Genomic DNA, 19138 nt, shown 5'->3' with positions numbered 1-19138 from the left:
CGGGGGGCGGCGGTGCGGAATACGCTGAAAGGGTCCTGTCCCCCCTAGGAAAGGGGGGCTCCCCATGGCTCCCCGGATCAGCGTCCCGCCGACCGCCCTCGCCGGACTCCGTGAGGATCTGGCGGGCGAGGTGTACGTGCCCGGCGATCCCGGCTACGACGAGGCGCGGACGATCCACAACGGCATGATCGACCGGCGTCCCGCCGTCATCGCCCAGTGCGCGACCGCGGAGGACGTCTCCAACGCGGTCCTCTTCGGCCGGGAGACCGGGCTGCCCGTCGCCGTGCGCGGCGGCGGTCACAGCGTCGCCGGGAGCTCTGTCGTCGACGACGGGCTCGTGATCGATCTGCGCCGGATGCACGCGGTCGTCGCCGACCCCGAGAACATGTCGGTACGGGTCGAGGGCGGGGCGACCATGAGCCACCTGGACCACGCGACCCAGCCCTTCCACCTGGCCACCACCGGCGGCCGCGTCTCCACCACGGGCGTGGGCGGCTTCACGCTGGGCGGCGGATCGGGCTGGCTGGAGCGGAAGTTCGGGCTCGCCTGCGACAACCTCCTCGCCGCCGAGCTGATCACCGCCGAGGGGAAGCACGTGCACACGGACGCGGAGACGAACCCGGAGCTGTTCTGGGCGCTGCACGGCGGCGGCGGGAACTTCGGCGTGGCGACCTCGCTCACCCTCCGGCTGCACGAGCTGCCGCAGATGAGCTTCGCGATGCTGTTCTTCCTGCCCGAGCAGGCGCCCGAGGCGGTGCGCGCCTTCCGGGACCTGGCGGACCGGGCCCCGGACGAGGCGGGCGGCGGCATCATCTACCTCCCCGCGCCGCCCGAGCCCTTCATCCCCGAACACCTCGTCGGCGAGCTGGTCTGCGGCGCGCTGTTCTCGTACGCCGGTCCCGTCGCCGAGGTCCGTGACCTCGCGGCGCCCCTGTTCGCCCTGAAGCCGGTCGTCGAGATGTCGACGGACATTCCGTACGTGGAGTTCCAGTGCATGCTCGACGATCCGCCGGGGCTGCGGAACTACTGGTCGGCGGAGTACCTGCGCGGCCTCCCGGACGAGGCCGTGGACGCCTTCTGCGCGCGCGGGGCCCTGATCCCCGCCCCGACGGCCACCCAGCACGTGCTGTTCATGATGGGCGGCGCCGTGGCGGCCGGCCCCGCCGACTACCCGATCCCGTGGCGCTCGGCGCCCTGGGTGGTCCACCCGTTCGCGACCTGGGAGGACCCGGCGGACGACGAGCGGGCGATCCAGTGGGTGCGGGACGTCCGGGCCGACGCGCGGCCGTGGTCGACCGGGGACGTGTACCTCAACTTCATCGGCACCGAGGGCGACGCGCGGGTGGTCGCGGGCTTCGGCGCCGACAACTACCGCAGGCTCGCCGACGTGAAGGCCGCGTACGACCCCGACAACATCTTCCGCTTCAACCACAACATCGCCCCGGCGGCCGCCTGAGTCTCAGCGGAGCGCGTCGATCACCTCCCGCGCGGCCCGCTCGCCCTCGGTGGCTCCGCCTTCCATGAAGCCCTGGAAGTCGTAGCTGCAGTGCTCGCCGCCGATGTGGACGTTCCCCTGGGCGGTGCCCTCGTAGCCCGCGTACCGGTGCAGGTATCCGACCGGCCAGCAGGAGTACGCGCCGAGTGCCCACGGGTGGCGGTGCCACGCGGAGAGCTGGGCGCGGCCGGTGTACGCAGCGGAGGTGCCGGGGAAGAAGGCGTCGATGCCGCTCAGGTGACGGTTCACCAGACTCCGTACGTACGGGTCCGACTCGGTGGAGAACGGCCCGGCGGGCGTGAGGGACTTGGCGAGGCCGCCTCCGCCGTACTGGATGAGAATGCCTCCCGTTCCGCCCTGGACCTTGGTGGTGTCCCAGGTCTGCTGGACGTCGGTGTCGGTGAAGCAGTCCCCTGCGGAGACACCGGGCCAAGGGCCGGTCCCGCGCCACGGCCGGGTGCCGAACTGCATGTTGAGTTTGGTGCAGTACCCCATCCGGGCATCCCGCAGCAGGTTCTTCATCAGGGGATCGAAGCCCGCCTGGGTGAGGTCGAGCTTCTGGAGTATCGGCAACGGGACGGCGAGCACGGTGTGGTCGGCGACGACGGTACGGGTGGCGCCCGACTCGCTGAAGGTCAGCGTCTGCGTGCCGTCCGCGTTGGCCCGTACGGCGGTCAGCGCCCAGCCGTGGCGCAGGGTGCCGGGCGCCAGAGCCGCCGCGATCGCCTTCGGAAGCCGGTCGTTGCCGCCCGTGATGTGGTAGCGCTCGTTCGACAGGCCCCAGATGTTGAAGTTGCCGGGATTGGTCTGGTAGCCCATGAGCAGGACCAGGGCGAGCGAGGACTGTTCGGTGGTGTCGGCGCCGTACTCGACGTTGTAGGCGACGTCGATGAAGCGGCCGAGCGGCGAGGAGTGCCCGCCGGGGACCCTCGACTCGATCCACGCGTGGACGGACATGTTGTCGAGTGCGGTGCCGGTCGGGGTGGTGCGGTTCCAGGTGACCTCCCCCGCCTCCGACAGGTCACGGCGCAGCGCCTGGTACACCGCCTTGAAGTCCTCGTCGGCCTGGTGGCGGGGGTAGTACGCGCCGTCGAACCAGAGGACCTCCTCCGCGCCGGTCGGGCCGCCGCCGAGGAAGTCCTCGACGGGGAGGTCGAAGCGGCGGCAGAGCTCCAGCATCTTCTTGTGGCTGGTGTCGATGAGTTCGCCGCCGATCTCGGAGGTCTGCCCGTACGCCCAGTGGCCCCGCTGGGTCCACATGCGGCCGCCGACGCGTGCGGGGTCGGCTTCGTAGAGCGTGGGGCTCAGGCCCGCGTCCTGCAGGGTGAGGGCGGCGGTCAGGCCCGAGATCCCGGCGCCGACCACCGCGACACGGGCGGGTGTCACCGCCCGCGCCACGGCCGGCCGGGAGACCGAGGTGACGGCGGAGACGGCGATCCCGGCCGCGGCGGCGTACTTCAGGAGGGAGCGACGGCCGATCGGGTCGGACCGCATCTCCCTCAGGGCGTCGACGGGAAGGTTCAGCCGCCTGGCGTCGGCGTGCTCGGCGGCGAGGCGGTTCAGGAGGTGCATCGGATTCGTGCGTGCCATGGGGCGCTCCTGGTCTGAGGTGAGGGATCAGCTCTGAGGTACGGCGGCGGGGGCGGGAGCCGGCTGGGCCTCGTCGTCGCGCTCGGCCGCGTCCTCCAGGACGATCCGGCCGATGATCTCGTAGCGCTCGGGCCGTCTGGCCTTCAGGTAGCAGCCCAGGCCGAGACCACCGAGGAAGACGGCTCCGACGATCCACGGGATCGCCTTGAAGAAGAGGGAGTCGGCGGCGAGGCCCGCGGCCGTCTCCATGTTCACGATCAGCAGGACGACCACGGCGATCATGCCGATGCCGCCCAGCAGCGGTGCGGTGAGCGTCTTGAACCAGTGCCGGTCCTCGGGGTGGTTCGCGCGGAAGTAGCCGATGACGGCGAAGGAGCAGAGGGTCTGGACGATGAGGATGGCCATCGTGCCGAGGATCGCGAGCAGCGTGTAGAGGTGGATGTACGGGTCCTGACCGGTGAGCCAGAAGGCGCCGACGAGGGCGACCGCGATGGCGCTCTGGACGTAGGAGGCGACGTACGGAGAGCCGTGACGGGGGTGCGTGCGCCCGAGCGCCGGGTGGAGGAACCCCTCGCGGCCGATGGCGTAGAGGTAGCGGGAGGCGCACTGGTGGAAGGCCATGCCACAGGCGAAGGAGCCGGTGAGCAGCAGCCACTGGAAGGCGTCGACGGCCCAGGCGCCGATGAAGGCCTGGGTGGGAGCGAAGAAGAGGTCGAGAGGGGCGGCGGAGGAAGACAGTTCCACGGAACCTGAGAGCCCGTTGCCCGCGATGGTCATCCAGGAGACGTAGATGTAGAACAGGCCGACGCCGATGACGGAGACGAGCGTGGCGCGGGGGATGACCCGCTTGGGGTCGCGGGACTCCTCGCCGTACATCGCCGTCGACTCGAAGCCGACCCAGGACCAGAAGGCGAAGAAGAGTCCGAGCCCGGCGGAGGCGCCGGTGAAGGCGTTCTTCGGGTTGACCGGCTCGACCGGGATGCCGTCGGGACCGCCGCCGGAGATCAGGACGGCGGTGGCGACGGCGAAGAGGACCGCTATCTCGGCGACCAGCATCACGCCGAGGGCCTTGGCGGTGAGGTTGATGTCGAAGTAGGCGAGGACGGCGGTCACGGCGAGCATCGCCGCCGCGTACACGATCCACGGCAGGTCGACACCGAGCTGGCCGGCCACCGTCGTCCGGGTGAAGTAGGCGAAGACGCCGACGATCGACGCCTCGAAGACGATGTACGCGAGCACGGCGAGCATGCCGGAGGCCATGCCGGCGATCCGGCCGAGGCCGTGCGAGATGTAGCCGTAGAAGGCCCCGGCGGCGGTGATCCGCTTGGCCATGGCCACGTAGCCGACCGAGAAGACGGTCAGGACGAGGGTCGCGAACAGGTAGCCGGCGGGCGCGCCGGTGCCGTTGCCGAAACCCACGGCGATGGGGAGGTTCCCCGTCATGGCCGTGATCGGCGCGGCGGTGGCGACGGCCATGAAGACGACGCCGACCAGACCGACCGAGTTCGCTTTGAGACGGTGCACCTCAGGGGTGGGGTTCTCTGCCATGGCCGGAGAGGATCCTCTCGCGTGACGTACACCACAATCGACATGCGGTCGCACAATTGGCCCGACGAGGCGACGAGTTGTCGACGGTACGGACGAAATGTCGAGTCCCGTCACCGCCGGGTGATGTCACCGGAACATGGACAGAGGTAGCGTCCGGCCATGGACAGTCAGGGCGGGATCACCGTGCAGCGGGCGCTGGAGCTGCCCGGACTCCGCAGCGGCCTCCCGGAGGTGGTCGCGGGCGCGGACCGGCTGAACCGGACCGTGCGCTGGGTACACGCGGGAGAGGTCCCGAACATCGCGTCGCTGCTCAAGGGCGGTGAGCTGCTGCTCACGACGGGGCTCGGCCTCGGTACCCGCCCGGCGGAGCAGCGCGCGTTCGTACGGCGGCTCGCGGACCGGGGCATCGCGGCCCTGGTGGTGGAGCTGGGGCCGCGGTTCTCGCGGCTGCCGGCCGCCATCGTGGAGTCTGCGCGCTCGGCCGGCCTGCCGCTGGTGCAGCTGCACCGCGAGGTGCCGTTCGTGGCCGTCACCGAGGAGATCCACACCGAGATCGTCAACGGCCACTACGCGCTCCTGCGGCAGGCGGAGGAGGTCCACCGGCAGTGCACGGAGGCGCTCCTCGGCGGGGGCGGGGTGCCCCAGGTGCTACGGATCCTCGCCGACTTCACGGCGAATCCGGTTTTCCTGGAGACGGCGGACGGACAGCTGCTCTACGCGGCCGGTACGGAGTCGGGCCCGGCGGACCCGCTCCAGGTGTGGGACGGGCTACGGGGTCAGCGGGCGGCACGGGAGTCGGGGCCGCCGACGGGCGCCGTGCTCGTGGACGTGCCCGGCGGCGGACCCGGTGCGGGATCGGTCCGGGCCCGCCTCGTGCTGCTCGCGGTTTCCGGACCGCTCGCCCCGGTGCACCGGATGGCGGCCGAGCGGGCGGCGGGAATCCTGGCGGTCGTGCTGATGCAGGCCCGCCAGGAGGAGGAGCTGGCGGCCCGGGGCAGGGGCGACTTCCTGACGGACCTGGCGGAGGGCCGGATCACGGCGGAGGACGCGCCCGCGCAGGCGCGGGTGCTGGGCTTCCGCCCGGTGGACGGCCCGCTGCTGCCCGTGGTCATGCGTCTCGCCCCCGAACTCTCCCCCTCCGGCAACTGGGCGCTGCTCGCGCGGGCGGTCCTGGAGGAGCTCTCGTCGGTCGGCGTTCCGGTGCTGCTCGGCGTGCGGCCGGTGGAGGGCCGTGTGCCCCTGCTGCTCGGTCTGCGCTCGGAGTCGGAGCGTACGGCGGTGGCGGACCGGGTCGCGGCGGCGCTGCGCGCGGGCGTGGAGCGGGCGGGCCTCGCGGGGTCGGCCCCGGGCGGAGCCTGGGCGAGGCCCGGCACGCAGCCGCCGGTGGTCGTGGTGGGCGTCGCGGGCGGCTGGGCGGCGGCAGCGGCGTCCCTGCGGCACGTGGGCGAGACGGCGACGGCGGCGCAGGGCCTCTCCGACCGCCCCTGGTACGACGCGCGGCGGCTCGACATCGACCTGCTGCTGTGGCGCCTGCGCGACCACCCGGACCTCGCGGCCTTCGTCGACCGCGCGATCGGCCCCCTGCGGGACCACGACCGCGCCGCCCGCCCGCCGCTGCTCCCGACCCTGGAGACCTACCTGGCCCACGCGGGCCGCAAGGCGGAGACGGCCCGCGAGCTCCACCTCAACCGCCAGACGCTCTACAACCGCCTGGCCCGTATCTCCGAACTCCTCGGCACGGACCTGGACGACCCGCAGACGGTCCTGGCGCTGTCGCTCGCCCTCCGGGCGCGACGGCACACTCCGTAGCACGCGGGGCGTCCGGAACGGCCCCTCAGGGCCGACCGGACAGCTCGTCGTACACGCTCAGGACGTGCGCGACCGTCTCGTCCTCCGTGGGCCAGGTCCTCGCCTGTGTCCGGCCCGCCGCCGCCAGGTCCATACGGCGGTCGGCGTCCTCCAGCAGCCCCCGTACGGCGGCGGCCAGCGCGCCCGCGTCCCCCCATGGCACCAACTCGGCCGCTTCCCCGACCAGTTCGGGCACACCGCCGACCGCCGTGGCGACCAGCGGCACACCGAGCCGCAGCGCCTCCTGCGCCAGCAGGGCGCGCGCCTCCCACCGCGACGGGAGGACCGCCACGTCGGCCGCGGCCAGCAGCTCCGCCACGTCCTCGCGCCGGCCGATCAGCCGGACCCCGAGGCCCTCCGCCTCGATCCGCCGCTGGAGCGCGGCCCGTTCGCGCCCCTCGCCCGCGATCACCAGCAGGGGCTGCGGGTCCATGTCCCGCCACTCCCGTGCCGCGTCCAGGAGGAGCCCGTACCCCCGCTCGGGCACGAGGGAGCCGACGGCCATCAGCAACGGCCGGTCGACCGCTCCCAGTTCGGCCCGCGCCTTGCCGTCGTGCAGACAGACCGGGGCCCGTGAGGCGGGAACGGTCACGGGGGCGAGCCGCGCGTCGCGCGCGCCGCGCCGCCGGGCCCGGTCGACCAGCTCGGACGACGTCCCGAGGACGACGGCGGACGCCCGCACCGTCTTCCGTTCGAGCAGCCGCAGCAGCCCGCCCCGCGCCCCGTCCACGTGGGTGCGGGTGTGCCAGGTCGTCACGAGCGCCGGCGCACGGACCGTACCGGACAGCGCGAGCGTCGCCCGTACGGAGGCGTGCAGGCCGTGCGCGTGCACGACGTCCACGCCGATGCAGGCGTTACGGAGCTGGGCGACCGTCGCGGGGTCGTTGCGGCGCGGCACGGGCACGAAGTGCGCGCCCGCGCCGATGAAGTCGTAGGCGCGGTCGAGTTCGGCCGGGGCGCACACGGTCACCCGCACGCCTCTCGCCACCAGCCCCGAGGCAAGTGATCGGACGTGAGCGCTGCTGCCCGCGCTGCCGCCGCCCAGCACTTGGACCGTACGGAGCTGTGTCACGCGCCCAAGGATGCCAGCCCGTACGCACGTTCCGGCACCGAAGCCCCCTCGTCGCCGTGTCCAAGCCCCCAACTCGTCACGCGCTATCACTCACATGGGTGAACCTGCGAGGGTGCTGATCCGGTCTCCGAACGCGGCGGCGGCGATGAGTCCGGCCGCGTGGACGGCGAGTCCGAACCGCCCGTTCCCGGCGGCGATGGCGCTGCCGACGGCCGCGCCGAGCGCGTGGGCGCCGGTGTCGCCGAGCATGGTGCGCTCGCCGAGGTCGTCGGCGAGGACGGCGAACGCGGCGCCCATGGGGGCCGCGGCGATCGGCCCGCGCAGCAGGCCCGGGGCGGCGAGCCCGAGCACCGTCAACCCGGCGCGCCCCGGCGCCACGTCCACGAGGTTGACGAAGTGGGCGGTGCCGGCGATGACGACTGCCGCGAGGACCTTGTCGACGGGCCGCTCCTTGAGCAGCGCGCCGGCCACGAGCCCGGCCGCGCCGATCCCGACGAGCTTCACGGTCCCGCTGGTGACCTCGCCCTCGCGCAGGGCCCCGAGGTGCGCCCGGAGGCCCCGCCGGTGGTCACCCTTGAGGTCGTCGTACGCCCCGCAGGCCCCGGCTGCGAGCACGGCGAACGCGGCCGGCCCTCCCCCGCCCTCCGGCCGGGGGGACCCCCGATTCGCTGTGCTCGCGACCGCCACGGCCGTGCCGAGCGCGGTGGCGGGACCGGCGTACAGGTCGACGCTGCGCCCGGCGTGGTTCTCCCGCCGCCACCGCGGGTCGTCCCGCCGCCGCAACACCCCGTACGCCACCCGCGCGACCCCCGCGGCCACGACGAACGCCCCCGCCCTGCTCCACGTCCCGATCATGCCCCCACCCTAGGCACCCCCCGGCCGCCCCGGAAGCGACCCCCGGGGCCCGGGGCGACCCCCGAAACCCAAGGCGACGCCACTGGGGAGGGCCGGTGCCCAAGGCGCCCCCGGGGCCCACGGCGGCCCCGGCGCCACTGGGGAGGGCCGCGCTCCCCGTCGTCGCCGACGGGCCGGCGCGGCGCCCGGCCGCCTGGGGACGTGCACGCTCTTCCCGACACGGCGGCCGGCGCCAGGCGCCGACGCCCACGGCCACGACCACCGGCACGCAGGCCCCGGCCGCTCGGGCAGCGAACCGCGCCGTCAGCAGCCGGCCCCCGCCGCCTTCGAGGGCCACGCCCTCACCGGCGCCCACCCCTCGAAGCGGCGCTCAGCCGCCCACGGCCACCGGCACACGGGTCCCGGCTGCTCGGGCGCCGAACCGCGCCGTCAGCAGCCGGCCCCCGCCGCCTTCGAGGGCCACGCCCTCACCGGCGCCCACCCCTCGACGCGGCGCTCAGCCGCCCACGGCCACCGGCACGCAGGCCCCGGCCACGCGACCCTCACCGCGCCCACCCCTCGACGCGGCCTCAGCCGTCCGCCCTGGCCGTTGCCAGGAGTTCCTCCGCGTGGGCCCGGGCCGTTTCCGAGTCTTCCTGGCCCGCCAGCATCCGCGACAGCTCGCGGACCCGGTCCTCGCCCTCCAGGACCGTCACGCCGGAGCGGGTCACCGAGCCGTCGTTCGTCTTCTCCACGAGCAGCTGGCGGTCGGCGAACGCCGCCACCTGCGGCAGGTGGGTGACGACCACGACCTGCGCCGTCCTGGCGAGCTTCGCCAGCCGGCGGCCGATCTCCACGGCCGCCTTGCCGCCGACGCCCGCGTCGACCTCGTCGAAGAGATACGTCGGCACCGGGTCCGTACCCGCGAAGACGACCTCGACCGCCAGCATCACCCGGGAAAGCTCACCACCGGACGCGCCCTTGGCGATCGGCCGCGGCGGCGCCCCCGGGTGCGGGGCGAGCAGCAGCTCGACCTCGTCGGCACCGGACGGCGAGTAGGCGACCCGGCGCCCGCCGACCTCCACGCCCTCCGGGTCCTCGGTCTGGCGGATGGCGAAGGACACGCGCGCGTGGGGCATGGCGAGCGAGGCCAGCTCGGAGGTGACCGCGTCGGCGAACCGCGCCGCCGCCTCCGTACGCGCGTCGGTGAGCGCCTGCGCGAGGACCGACAGTTCGTTCCGCAGCGCGTCCCGCTCGGCGGTCAGTTCGCCGATCCGGTCGTCGTCGCCCTCCAGCTCCGTGAGCCGGGCCGCGCTCTCCTGCGCCCATGCCAGAACGGCCGAGACGTCCTCGCCGTACTTCCGGGTGAGCTGGGTCAGCGCCGCCCGCCGCTCCTCGACGGCCGCGAGGCGGCGCGGGTCGGCATCCAGGTTGTCGGCGTACCCGGCGAGCTCCCCCGCAACGTCGGCGAGCAGGATGGAGATCTCGCCCATCCGGTCGGCGAGCGCCGCGAGCGCCGGATCGTGCGACCGTACGGCTTCGAGCGCGCGCCCCGCCCCGGCGACGAGGGTCGTCGCGTCGACGGCCTCCGGGTCCTCGGGCTGTCCGGCCAGCGCCGCGTGCGCCAGCGCGGCGGCCGAGGCGAGGGCCTCGGCGTGCCCGAGGCGCTCCGCCTCCGCGGCCAGCTCGACGTCCTCCCCGGCCAGCGGTTCGACGGCCTCGATCTCACCGAGCCCGAAGCGCAGCAGATCGGCCTCCTGGGCCCGCTCGCGCGCCCGGGTGGTGATCTCGTCCAGCTCGGCGACGACGGCCCGCAGCCGCCGGTACGCCTCTCCGTACGCGGCGAGCGGCACGGCGACGGCCTCTCCCGCGTACCGGTCGAGCGCGCCGCGCTGCCGGGCCGGCTTGAGCAGGCCCTGCTGGTCGGTCTGGCCGTGCACGGCGACGAGTTCGTCCGCCAGCTCGGCCAGCAGGCCGACGGGCACGGAGCGCCCGCCGAGGTGGGCGCGCGAGCGGCCCTCGGCCGAGACCGTCCGGCTGACGAGCAGGGTGCCGTCGTCCAGCTCCGCGCCCGCCTCCTCGGCGCGTGCGGCGACGCCCGAGCCGTCGGGCAGCGTGATCCGCCCCTCGACCACGGCGGAGCCCGCGCCGATCCGCACCAGGGCGGGGTCGGCACGTCCGCCGAGCAGCAGCCCGAGGCTGGTCACGACCATCGTCTTGCCGGCGCCGGTCTCGCCGGTCACCGCGGTGAAACCGGGCGACAGCTCGACAACAGCGTCGTCGATGACCCCGAGCGACCGTATCCGCATCTCCTCCAACACGGGGAAGACCTTACGAGGTCCGGCCCCGCCTGTGCGACGGCCCCTGCCGGAACGGGGCGAATCCGCAGGTCGGAACCGCGGCTGTCACCCGTGGGGGTGGGCCGCCCCGGCCTCGGGCCGGGGCGCCGGGTCCCCGGCCGTCGCCCTAGTGGGGCGCGCCGCGCCACCCCGAGACCGGAAGGGCGAACTTCGCCACCAGGCGGTCCGTGAAGGAGGCGTGGTGCAGCCGGGCGAGCCGTACCGGAACGGCGCCGCGCCGGACCTCGACCCGTGCGCCCGCCGGGAGTTCGACCGTACGGCGGCCGTCGCACCACAGCACGCCGTTGGGCGTGTGCGGCTCCACCTCCACCGCGAGCACGGACTCGGGCGTCGTCACGAGTGGCTTGGCGAACAGCGCGTGCGCCCCGATCGGGACCATGAGCAGCGCCTCGACCTCGGGCCAGATCACGGGTCCGCCGGCCGAGAAGGCGTACGCCGTCGAGCCCGTCGGAGTCGCGCAGATCACCCCGTCGCAGCCGAACCCGGTGACCGGCCGGCCGTCGATCGCGAGCACGACCTCCAGCATCCGTTCCGGGGAGACCTTCTGCACGGCGGCCTCGTTCAGCGCCCAGTCGCGGTGCAGCACGTCGCCGTTCTCGTACACGACCACGTCGAGGGTCATCCGCTCCTCGACCTCGTACGCGCGCGTGACGACGCGGTCGACGACCTTGTCGAGGTCGTCGCGCTCGGCCTCCGCGAGGAAGCCGACCCGGCCGAGGTTGACACCGAGCATCGGCACACCGGACGCCCGGGAGAACTCCGAGCCGCGCAGCAGCGTCCCGTCGCCGCCGAGGACGACGAGCAGCTCGCAGCCCTCCAGCGCGTCGGTGCAGGCCTCCGGCACGGTCTCCACGGACGGCGGGAGCGGCAGGTCGGCCGCCTCCGCCTCCAGGACGCGGACGCCGATGCCGCTCCGCAGGAGTCCGAGTACGACGAGTTCGGCGCTGCGCACGGCGGCCGGCCGGCCGGTGTGCGCGAGCAGGAAGACAGTACGGCTACCAGGTGGTGCGGTCGTTGAGCTCAACGAGGTCCCTCCGCCACGGCGCGGTCGACATCCGCCGGATCAAGCGCGGGCGCCCCTGCCCGCAGCCAAAGAAAGTACTCGACGTTGCCGGAGGGGCCGGGCAGCGGGCTCGCCGTCACGCCCAGCACCCCGAGCCCGAGCTCGGCCGCCTGGCGCGCCACGTTCCGTACGGTGTCGGCACGGAGCTCGGAACTGCGGACGACGCCGCCCGTGCCGAGGCGCTCCTTGCCCACTTCGAACTGCGGCTTCACCATGAGTACGAGGTCCGCGTCGGGGGCCGTGCAGCGCACCAGGGCGGGCAGCACGAGGCCGAGCGGGATGAAAGAGAGATCGCCGACGACGAGGTCGACGGGGGTGCCGTCGATGGCGTCGAGGGTCAACTCGCGTACGTTCGTCCGGTCCTTCACGGTGACCCGCTCGTCGCTCTGGAGCGACCAGGCGAGCTGTCCGTAGCCGACGTCGACGGCGACGACGTGCGCGGCGCCCGCCCGCAGCAGGACGTCCGTGAACCCGCCGGTCGACGCGCCCGCGTCCAGAGCCCGCCGGCCCGAGATCGTCAGCCCCTGCGGTACGAAGGCCGCGAAGGCACCGGCGAGCTTGTGGCCGCCGCGCGAGACGTAGTCGGGGTCGGCGTCGTCCTGGGCGACGAGGATGGCCGCGGCCGTCTCCACCTGGGTGGCGGGCTTGGTCGCGACCGTCTTGCCGACGGTCACCCGGCCGGCGGCGATCAGCTGGCTGGCGTGCTCGCGCGAGCGGGCGAGCTTGCGGCGTACCAGCTCGGCGTCCAGACGGCGGCGTGCCACTCCTGCCACGTTCGGTTCAGCTCCTGTGGTTGTACGACTGGTTGTACGACGGGTTGTACGGACGGACCGGCGGAACCGTTCACGGTCCCGGGGCCGGTCCGGGGCGAACGGCGTCGAGCGAGGTCAGCTCGTCGCGCAGCCCACGGTGTACATCCTCGTACACCTCCAGGTGTCCGTCCGCCGCGAGGTGGTCGGCGTCACCGAGCCGCTCCAGGAGCGCGTCCACGGAGGGACGGCCGGTGGGGACGCGCTGCACGCCGAGGGGCGCGGGCGCGGCGGGTTCGAAAGCCGCTTCCTCGCCGGACCCCGGCGCCGCCTGCCAGGCCGGGTCCAGGACCGAGGCCGGGTCCGAGGCCGGGTCCAGGTCCGAAGCCGGGTCCGAGGCCGGGTCCAGGACCGCGCCCGCGCCCTCGCTCGCGGCAGGACCCGCGTCCTGGGCCGGGCGGCCCGCGCCCTCGTCCGGGGCCGGCGCTGCGTCCGTCACGTCGTTCATCCCCCGACGCTATCGCGAAGCCCTGGGGTACGGTCGATCACGATGGCCACGATCGAGGAGTGCCGCAGCGCACTCGACAGACTTTCGGACAATCTCGCGCGCGCGGACGGCGAGGTCCGCAGCGCCGCCGCGCTCGACCGCAGCCTGAGCTGCCACGTCACGGACCTGGACACGACGTTCACCGGCCGCCTCGCGGGCGGTCGGATCGAGGTCCAGGACACCGTGCCGGGTCCGCCGCCCGCCAAGGCGCAGATCCGCCTGGCGATGACGGGCGACGACCTGGTGGCCATGGTGGGAGGCGAGCTGAACTTCGCGAAGGCCTGGGCCTCCGGCCGGGTCAGACTGGAGGCCGGCTTCCGCGACCTGCTGAAGCTGCGCTCACTTCTGTAGCGCGGGCTGCTCCCTCTTCGCGCGGGCCTTGCGGCCCGCGGGCACGACCAGCGGCGTGCCCGTCTCCGGGTCCTCGATGACCTGGCAGCGCAGCCCGAAGACCCGCTCGACGAGCTCGGCCGTCACGACCTCGGCCGGCGGCCCCTCCGCGACCACCTCGCCACCGCGCACGGCGATGAGGTGGGTGGCGTACCGGGCCGCGTGGTTGAGGTCGTGGAGGACGGCGACGAGGGTCCGGCCCTGTGTCTCGTGCAGCTCGGCGCAGAGGTCGAGGACGTCGATCTGGTGCTGGATGTCCAGGAAGGTCGTGGGCTCGTCGAGGAGCAGCAGGGGCGTCTGCTGGGCGAGCGCCATCGCGATCCACACGCGCTGGCGCTGCCCGCCGGACAGCTCGTCGACGTACCGCTCGGCCAGCTCCGCGACCCCGGTCGCGGCCATCGCCTCCTGGACGATCCGCTCGTCCTCCGGCGACCACTGGCGCAGCAGCCCCTGGTGCGGGTAGCGCCCGCGGGCCACGAGGTCGGCGACCGTGATGCCGTCGGGGGCGACGGAGGACTGGGGCAGCAGACCGAGGGTCTTGGCGACCTTCTTGGCCGGCAGGCTGTGGATGCTCTGCCCGTCGAGGAGCACCCGGCCCTCCGAGGGCTTGAGCATCCGGGACAGGGCGCGCAGCAGGGTCGACTTGCCGCAGGCGTTGGGGCCGACGATGACCGTGAACGAGTTGTCGGGGATCTCGACGGACAGGTCGCGGGCGATGACCCGCTGGTCGTAGGCGAGGGTGACCGATTCCGCGCCGAGCCGCTGGGTCTGGCGGTCCATGGAGGTGCTCCTGTTGTTCTTCTCGTGGGAATCCGTCATATCCGTCCCGCCTTGCGCTCGGTGACGAGCAGCCACAGCAGATAGCAGCCGCCGAGCACCCCGGTGACGACGCCCACCGGCAGCTGCCGGTCGCCGAAGGCGTTGGTGGCGGTCCAGTCGGCGACGAGCAGCAGGACGGAGCCCATGAGGGCGGAGGCCGCGAGGTTCGGGCCGGGCGAGCGGGTCAGCCGGCGCGCGAGCTGCGGGGCGCTGAGGGAGACGAAGACGATGGGCCCGGCCGCGGCGGTGGCCACGGCGACGAGCAGCACGGCGGAGGCCATCAGCACGATGCGGGTCCGCTCCACCCGCACCCCGAGGGCGTACGCGGCGTCGTCGCCCATCTCCAGCATCCGCAGCGCCCGCCCGTGGCCCAGGACCAGCGGGATCAGCACGCAGCAGAGGGCGAACAGCGGCCAGAACTGCTCCCAGTCCCGCCCGTCGAGCGAACCCGTCATCCAGACGGTGGCGCGGGTGGCGTCGACGAGGTTGGCCTTGGTGATCAGGTAGTGGATGACGGCCGTGAGCATCGCGGCCGCGCCGATGCCGACGAGGACGAGCCGGTAGCCGTGGACCCCGCGCTTCCAGGCGAGCAGGTAGATCGCGGTGCCCGTGACCAGGGCTCCGACGACGGCACCGCCCGCCGCGGCCGTCGCGCTGCCCTGGAAGAGGACGATGACGGCCAGCGCGCCGACCGTGGCGCCCTGGCCGAAGCCGATGACGTCGGGGCTTCCGAGCGGGTTGCGGGAGATGGACTGGAAGACGGCGCCGCCGATGCCGAGCGCTGCGCCGACGAAGACCGCGACGAGGACGCGCGGCAGCCGCAGGTCCATGACGGCGAACTCCTGAACGGCGGTGCCGTCGCCGAGGAGGGTGGCGACGACGTCGCCGGGGGCGATGGGGAAGTCTCCGCTGCCGATGAGCACGACGGCGGCCGCGAGGGCGAGGGCGAGCAACCCGACCAGGGAGAGGGCGGCGCGGGGCGCGTAGCGCAGGGAGAGCCCGGCACCGGTCCGTAGCGTCTTGGTGGTCACAGCTGGGCCATCCTCTTGCGGCGGACGAGGCGGATGAAGACGGGCCCGCCGATCAGCGCGGTGACGATGCCGACCTGCAGCTCCGCGGGGCGGGCGACCAGCCGGCCGACCACGTCGGAGCCGAGCAGCAGGACGGGCGAGAGTACGGCCGCGTACGGGAGGATCCAGCGCATGTCGGGACCGGTGATGGCGCGTACGAGGTACGGGACCATCAGGCCGAGGAACACGATCGGCCCGCAGGCGGCGGTCGCGGCGCCGCACATCAGCGTGACCGCGGCCATCGCGAGCACGCGGGTCCGGTTGAGGTCGGCGCCGAGCGCGCGGGCGGTGTCGTCGCCCAGCTCCATGGCGTTGAGCGGCCGGGCGATGAGCAGGGCGAGGACGACACCGGCGAGGATGAACGGCGCCACGCGGCGCACGGTCTCCATGTCGGCGGAGGCGAGCGAGCCGACGGTCCAGAAGCGGAGCCGGTCGAGCGCGGCCGAGTTCAGCAGCTGGACGGCGTTGACGTAGCCGTAGAGCGCGGCGGTGGCGGCCGTTCCGGCGAGCGCGAGACGCACGGGCGTGGAGCTGCGGCTGCCGCCGAGGACGTACACGACGACGGAGACGACGGCCGCGCCGGCGAACGCGAACCAGATGTAGTCGCCGACGTCCGAGATCCCGAGGAAGGCGATCGCGGAGACGACGGCCGCCGCGGCGCCGGCGTTGACGCCGAGGAGTCCCGGCTCGGCGAGCGGGTTGCGGGTGAGGCCCTGCATCACGGCCCCGGAGAGGCCGAGGGCGACGCCGACGAGCAGCCCGAGCAGGGTCCGGGGGACGCGGACGTCGTGGATGATGACGTCGTTGCCGACACCGGTGTTCTGGAACAGCCCGTGCCACACGTCGCCGAGCGGCACCGGTTTGGCACCGATCATGACGCTCAGGACACAGACCAGCAGCAGGACTCCGACGGCCGCGACCAACCCGACGGCGCGCACGGAATGCCGGCGCGTCGGCTTCTGGTCGGGGCCGGTCGGATCCGCGCTCGCTCGGGAGGGACTCTCGACCAACACGGGAGTTAGGTTAGCCTACCCTGCTATCGCTCTTCGATCCCCGCCCCAGGTCAGAACCCTGGTCAGAACCCAGGTCAGAACGCAGGACAGAACCTGGGACAGAACCCGGGTCGGAACGCCGGTACGCAGCCCTTCACAGCGCCAGCCGCGCCAGCGCCTTCCCCGCGTCCAACCCGCAGGCGCCCGCCCCGGCCTCCGTCCACGCCGCGGCGCACAGCGCCCGCACCCCGTCCAGGGCCGGCCCCTCCCCGTCGAGGACGAGTTCGCCGCCGCGCGCCTCGGCCGACCAGCCGCCGCACACGAACCCCCCGTGCACCCCGACCACGTGCGGCTGCCCCGTCAGCAGCCCGCGCAGATCCGCGTCCACATACGTCGGCCGGTGCTCCGGAACAGCGGCGAGCAGCTGCGCCACGTCCGTCACCCCCGTCAGTACGAGCAGCGAGTCCACGCCCCCGTTGAACGCCCCCTCGATGTCCGTGTCCAGCCGGTCCCCGACCACGAGCGGCCGCTCCGCCCCCGTCCGCAGCACCGTCTCGCGGTGCATCGGCGGCAACGGCTTCCCCGCCACCTTCGGCTCCACGACACCGCCCGTGGCGATCCGTACGACCTCCACCGCCGCCCCGTTCCCCGGCCCGATCCCCCGCGCCCCCGGAATCGTCAGGTCCGTGTTCGAGGCGTACCACGGCACGCCCCGCGCCACCGCGTAGCCCGCCTCCGCGAACCGCGCCCACGGCATCTCCGGCCCGCCGTACCCCTGCACCACGGCCGCGAGACCGTCCACGTCCGCCGATTCCACCGGCTCCAGGCCCCGCTCGCGCAGCGCCACCCGGAGCCCCTCACCCCCGACAACCAACACCGGCGAACCCGCGGGCACGTCGTCCGCGATCAGCCGCGCGACCGCCTGCGCGGACGTGATGACGTCCGCCGCCTCCGCCGGAACGCCCAGCTCGGTCAGGTGCGCGGCCACCGCGTCCGGAGTCCGCAGCGCGTTGTTGGTGACGTACGCGAGATGCATCCCGCCGGCCCGGGCCGCGCCCAGCGCGTCCACGGCATGGGCGATCGCCTCACCGCCCGCGTACACCACACCGTCCAGATCCAGCAGCGCCGTGTCGTACGCCTCGCTCAGCGTCCGCTCGATGCCGGCCGGCCGGTCCCTGACCTCCCGCGAACCATGCCGCAGACCGGGCTCCGAGCCCGGCTCACGGCCCCGCTCCGAGCCCTGCCGCACGCCCTGACCGCCCTGCCCGCCGTCACCCATGACCTCGTACTCCTCACGTCTCAGCCGTCCCGACTCCCCCGATCATCGCTCATTGCCACCGCCCACTTACGATTGCGCAATGATGAGCAGAGGTCCTGCGGCCAATGACGGTCTGCACCTGGTCCCGTTCCGGGGACTCCGCTATGTCCCGGAGCGGGTCGGCAGCCTGGCCGCCGTGACCTCACCGCCGTACGACGTCGTCGTACGGCCCGACGGACTGCACCACCTCGAGTCCGCCGACCCCCACAACATCGTCCGGCTGATCCTGCCTCAGGCCGTCACCGCGGGCACCCGCCACCGCAAGGCCGCGGTCACCCTCGACCGCTGGCTCGCCGAGGGCGTCCTCGCCCCCGACCCCGAGCCCGCCCTGTACGTGTACGAGCAGAGCGGCGACGGCATCCTGCAGCGGGGCGTCATCGGTGCCCTGGAACTCTCCACCCCGGCCGAGGGGATCGTGCTCCCCCACGAGGACGTGATGCCGCACGTCGTCGAGGACCGCGCCGCGCTGATGCGGACCACCGCGGCCAACCTGGAGCCGCTGCTCCTCACCTACCGGGGCGACGGCAACGAGACGGCCGAGGTCATCGAGCGCACCGTCCACCGCGAGCCCCTGCTGGCCACCACCACGGAGGACGGCTTCCACCACCGCCTCTGGGCGATCACGGACCCCGACGACCTCGCCACGGTCTCCGCGGGCCTCGCCGAGCACCAGGCGCTGATCGCCGACGGCCACCACCGCTGGGCGACCTACCTCCGCCTCCGCGAGGAACACGCCCAGCCAAGCCCGTGGAACTACGGCTTGGTCCTGCTCATCGACACCGCCCGATACCCGCTCAGGGTCCGCGCCATCCACCGGCTGCTCAACCGCCTCCCCGTCGGCGAGGCCCTCGCCGCCCTCGGCGACGGTTTCCGCGTCCGCCGCGTCGAGGGCACGCTGCCGACGGCCATGGAGGCCCTGGCGGCCGCCGCCTCCGGCGGCAACGCCTTCCTCCTCGCCGGCGACGGCACCTTCCACCTCGTGGACCGCCCGGACCCTGAGCTCCTCGCCCGGACCGTCCCCGCCGACCGCCCGGAGGCCTGGCGCACCCTGGACGCCACGGTCCTGCACGCCACGCTCCTCGACCATCTGTGGCACATCCCGGACGACCCTGAGGAGATCAGCTACATCCACGACACCGAGGCCGCCGTGGCACAGGCCGAACGCCGCGGCGGAACGGCGGTGCTCATGCATCCGGTACGGGAGGACGTCGTACGGGACCTGGCCCGGCAGGGCGTCACCATGCCCCGCAAGTCGACGTCCTTCGGACCGAAGCCGGCGACGGGCCTGGTGCTCAGAAGCCTGGCGCTGGACTGAGACATGGAGAAGGGGGGGGCCCCCCCCCCGGGGGGGCCCCCCCCCCCCCCCCCCCCCCCGCCCGCGCGGCCCCCCCCCCGGGCGGGCCCGCCAGGGGCGGCGACGGCGCGCACTGGGGCGGCCCCGCC

Annotated in this window: 16 protein-coding genes; 4 read left to right on the top strand and 12 right to left on the bottom strand. The window is 73.8% G+C overall.

The features are described 5' to 3' along the window. Nucleotides 1-64 precede the first annotated feature (64 nt). Nucleotides 65-1456 carry an FAD-binding oxidoreductase gene (locus tag ACF1G2_RS19550; protein ID WP_391799478.1) on the top strand — a complete coding sequence of 464 codons (1392 nt, stop codon included), beginning with the start codon at nucleotides 65-67 and terminating at the stop codon, nucleotides 1454-1456. A gap of 3 nt (nucleotides 1457-1459) precedes the next feature. Here the strand turns inward: ACF1G2_RS19550 and ACF1G2_RS19545 are convergent, their stop codons facing one another. Both ACF1G2_RS19545 and ACF1G2_RS19540 read right to left on the bottom strand, forming a co-directional pair. Then, complete coding sequence (locus tag ACF1G2_RS19545; RefSeq protein ID WP_391799477.1) at nucleotides 1460-3085, bottom strand: flavin monoamine oxidase family protein; 1626 nt, start codon at nucleotides 3083-3085, stop codon at nucleotides 1460-1462. Nucleotides 3086-3112: 27 nt separating this feature from the next. After that, nucleotides 3113-4633 (bottom strand): APC family permease, encoded by a 1521-nt coding sequence (locus tag ACF1G2_RS19540; protein WP_391799476.1) that lies wholly within the window; start codon nucleotides 4631-4633, stop codon nucleotides 3113-3115. A 159-nt stretch (nucleotides 4634-4792) separates the two neighbouring features. On the opposite strand from ACF1G2_RS19540, the gene ACF1G2_RS19535 reads away from it, so the two are divergent. Then, on the top strand, nucleotides 4793-6442 hold the full coding sequence (locus ACF1G2_RS19535) for a PucR family transcriptional regulator (protein ID WP_391799475.1): 1650 nt from the start codon (nucleotides 4793-4795) through the stop codon (nucleotides 6440-6442). Nucleotides 6443-6467: 25 nt separating this feature from the next. Here the strand turns inward: ACF1G2_RS19535 and ACF1G2_RS19530 are convergent, their stop codons facing one another. The 6 genes from ACF1G2_RS19530 to ACF1G2_RS19505 all read right to left on the bottom strand — a co-directional run bounded on the left by ACF1G2_RS19530 (nucleotide 6468) and on the right by ACF1G2_RS19505 (nucleotide 12908). Further along, nucleotides 6468-7553: a glycosyltransferase family 4 protein gene (locus ACF1G2_RS19530; protein ID WP_391799474.1), complete on the bottom strand. Its 1086-nt coding sequence runs from the start codon at nucleotides 7551-7553 to the stop codon at nucleotides 6468-6470. 90 nt (nucleotides 7554-7643) lie between these two features. Then, nucleotides 7644-8408 carry a hypothetical protein gene (locus ACF1G2_RS19525; RefSeq protein WP_391799473.1) on the bottom strand — a complete coding sequence of 255 codons (765 nt, stop codon included), beginning with the start codon at nucleotides 8406-8408 and terminating at the stop codon, nucleotides 7644-7646. A gap of 569 nt (nucleotides 8409-8977) precedes the next feature. Beyond that, entirely contained in the window at nucleotides 8978-10696 is a 1719-nt protein-coding gene (recN, locus tag ACF1G2_RS19520) for a DNA repair protein RecN (RefSeq protein ID WP_391799834.1), read from the bottom strand. A 157-nt stretch (nucleotides 10697-10853) separates the two neighbouring features. Next, on the bottom strand, nucleotides 10854-11771 hold the full coding sequence (locus ACF1G2_RS19515) for an NAD kinase (protein ID WP_352191671.1): 918 nt from the start codon (nucleotides 11769-11771) through the stop codon (nucleotides 10854-10856). After that, nucleotides 11768-12583: a TlyA family RNA methyltransferase gene (locus ACF1G2_RS19510; protein ID WP_391799472.1), complete on the bottom strand. Its 816-nt coding sequence runs from the start codon at nucleotides 12581-12583 to the stop codon at nucleotides 11768-11770. The genes ACF1G2_RS19515 and ACF1G2_RS19510 overlap by 4 nt, the downstream gene beginning before the upstream one ends. Nucleotides 12584-12653: 70 nt before the next feature. After that, complete coding sequence (locus ACF1G2_RS19505; protein ID WP_391799833.1) at nucleotides 12654-12908, bottom strand: hypothetical protein; 255 nt, start codon at nucleotides 12906-12908, stop codon at nucleotides 12654-12656. A 201-nt stretch (nucleotides 12909-13109) separates the two neighbouring features. Here ACF1G2_RS19505 and ACF1G2_RS19500 point away from each other — a divergent pair, with 201 nt between their 5' ends. After that, a complete protein-coding gene (locus tag ACF1G2_RS19500; RefSeq protein ID WP_391799471.1) occupies nucleotides 13110-13457 on the top strand; it encodes an SCP2 sterol-binding domain-containing protein in 348 nt (115 codons plus the stop codon). On the opposite strand, the gene ACF1G2_RS19495 is transcribed toward ACF1G2_RS19500, so the two are convergent. The 4 genes from ACF1G2_RS19495 to ACF1G2_RS19480 form a co-directional block, all read right to left on the bottom strand. Continuing rightward, entirely contained in the window at nucleotides 13446-14315 is an 870-nt protein-coding gene (locus tag ACF1G2_RS19495) for an ABC transporter ATP-binding protein (protein ID WP_391799470.1), read from the bottom strand. The two genes, ACF1G2_RS19500 and ACF1G2_RS19495, sit on opposite strands and share 12 nt — an antisense overlap. Next, nucleotides 14312-15346, bottom strand: a complete 1035-nt coding sequence (locus ACF1G2_RS19490) for a FecCD family ABC transporter permease (protein ID WP_391799469.1) — start codon at nucleotides 15344-15346, stop codon at nucleotides 14312-14314. The genes ACF1G2_RS19495 and ACF1G2_RS19490 overlap by 4 nt, the downstream gene beginning before the upstream one ends. Further along, nucleotides 15343-16398: an iron chelate uptake ABC transporter family permease subunit gene (locus ACF1G2_RS19485; protein ID WP_352191677.1), complete on the bottom strand. Its 1056-nt coding sequence runs from the start codon at nucleotides 16396-16398 to the stop codon at nucleotides 15343-15345. The genes ACF1G2_RS19490 and ACF1G2_RS19485 overlap by 4 nt, the downstream gene beginning before the upstream one ends. A gap of 133 nt (nucleotides 16399-16531) precedes the next feature. Beyond that, the gene (locus ACF1G2_RS19480) at nucleotides 16532-17656 is read right to left on the bottom strand and encodes an HAD hydrolase-like protein (protein WP_391799468.1); all 1125 of its coding nucleotides are present in this window, start codon (nucleotides 17654-17656) and stop codon (nucleotides 16532-16534) included. Between the two features lie 79 nt (nucleotides 17657-17735). On the opposite strand from ACF1G2_RS19480, the gene ACF1G2_RS19475 reads away from it, so the two are divergent. Next, on the top strand, nucleotides 17736-19010 hold the full coding sequence (locus tag ACF1G2_RS19475) for a DUF1015 domain-containing protein (RefSeq protein ID WP_391799467.1): 1275 nt from the start codon (nucleotides 17736-17738) through the stop codon (nucleotides 19008-19010). The last annotated feature ends 128 nt before the right edge of the window (nucleotides 19011-19138 follow it).

It is taken from the genome of Streptomyces sp. NPDC013457 (assembly GCF_043089925.1).
Lineage (GTDB): Bacteria > Actinomycetota > Actinomycetes > Streptomycetales > Streptomycetaceae > Streptomyces.
The sequence above is the reverse complement of the archived record's forward strand: the minus strand, read 5'-3'. Positions and strand labels throughout refer to the sequence as shown.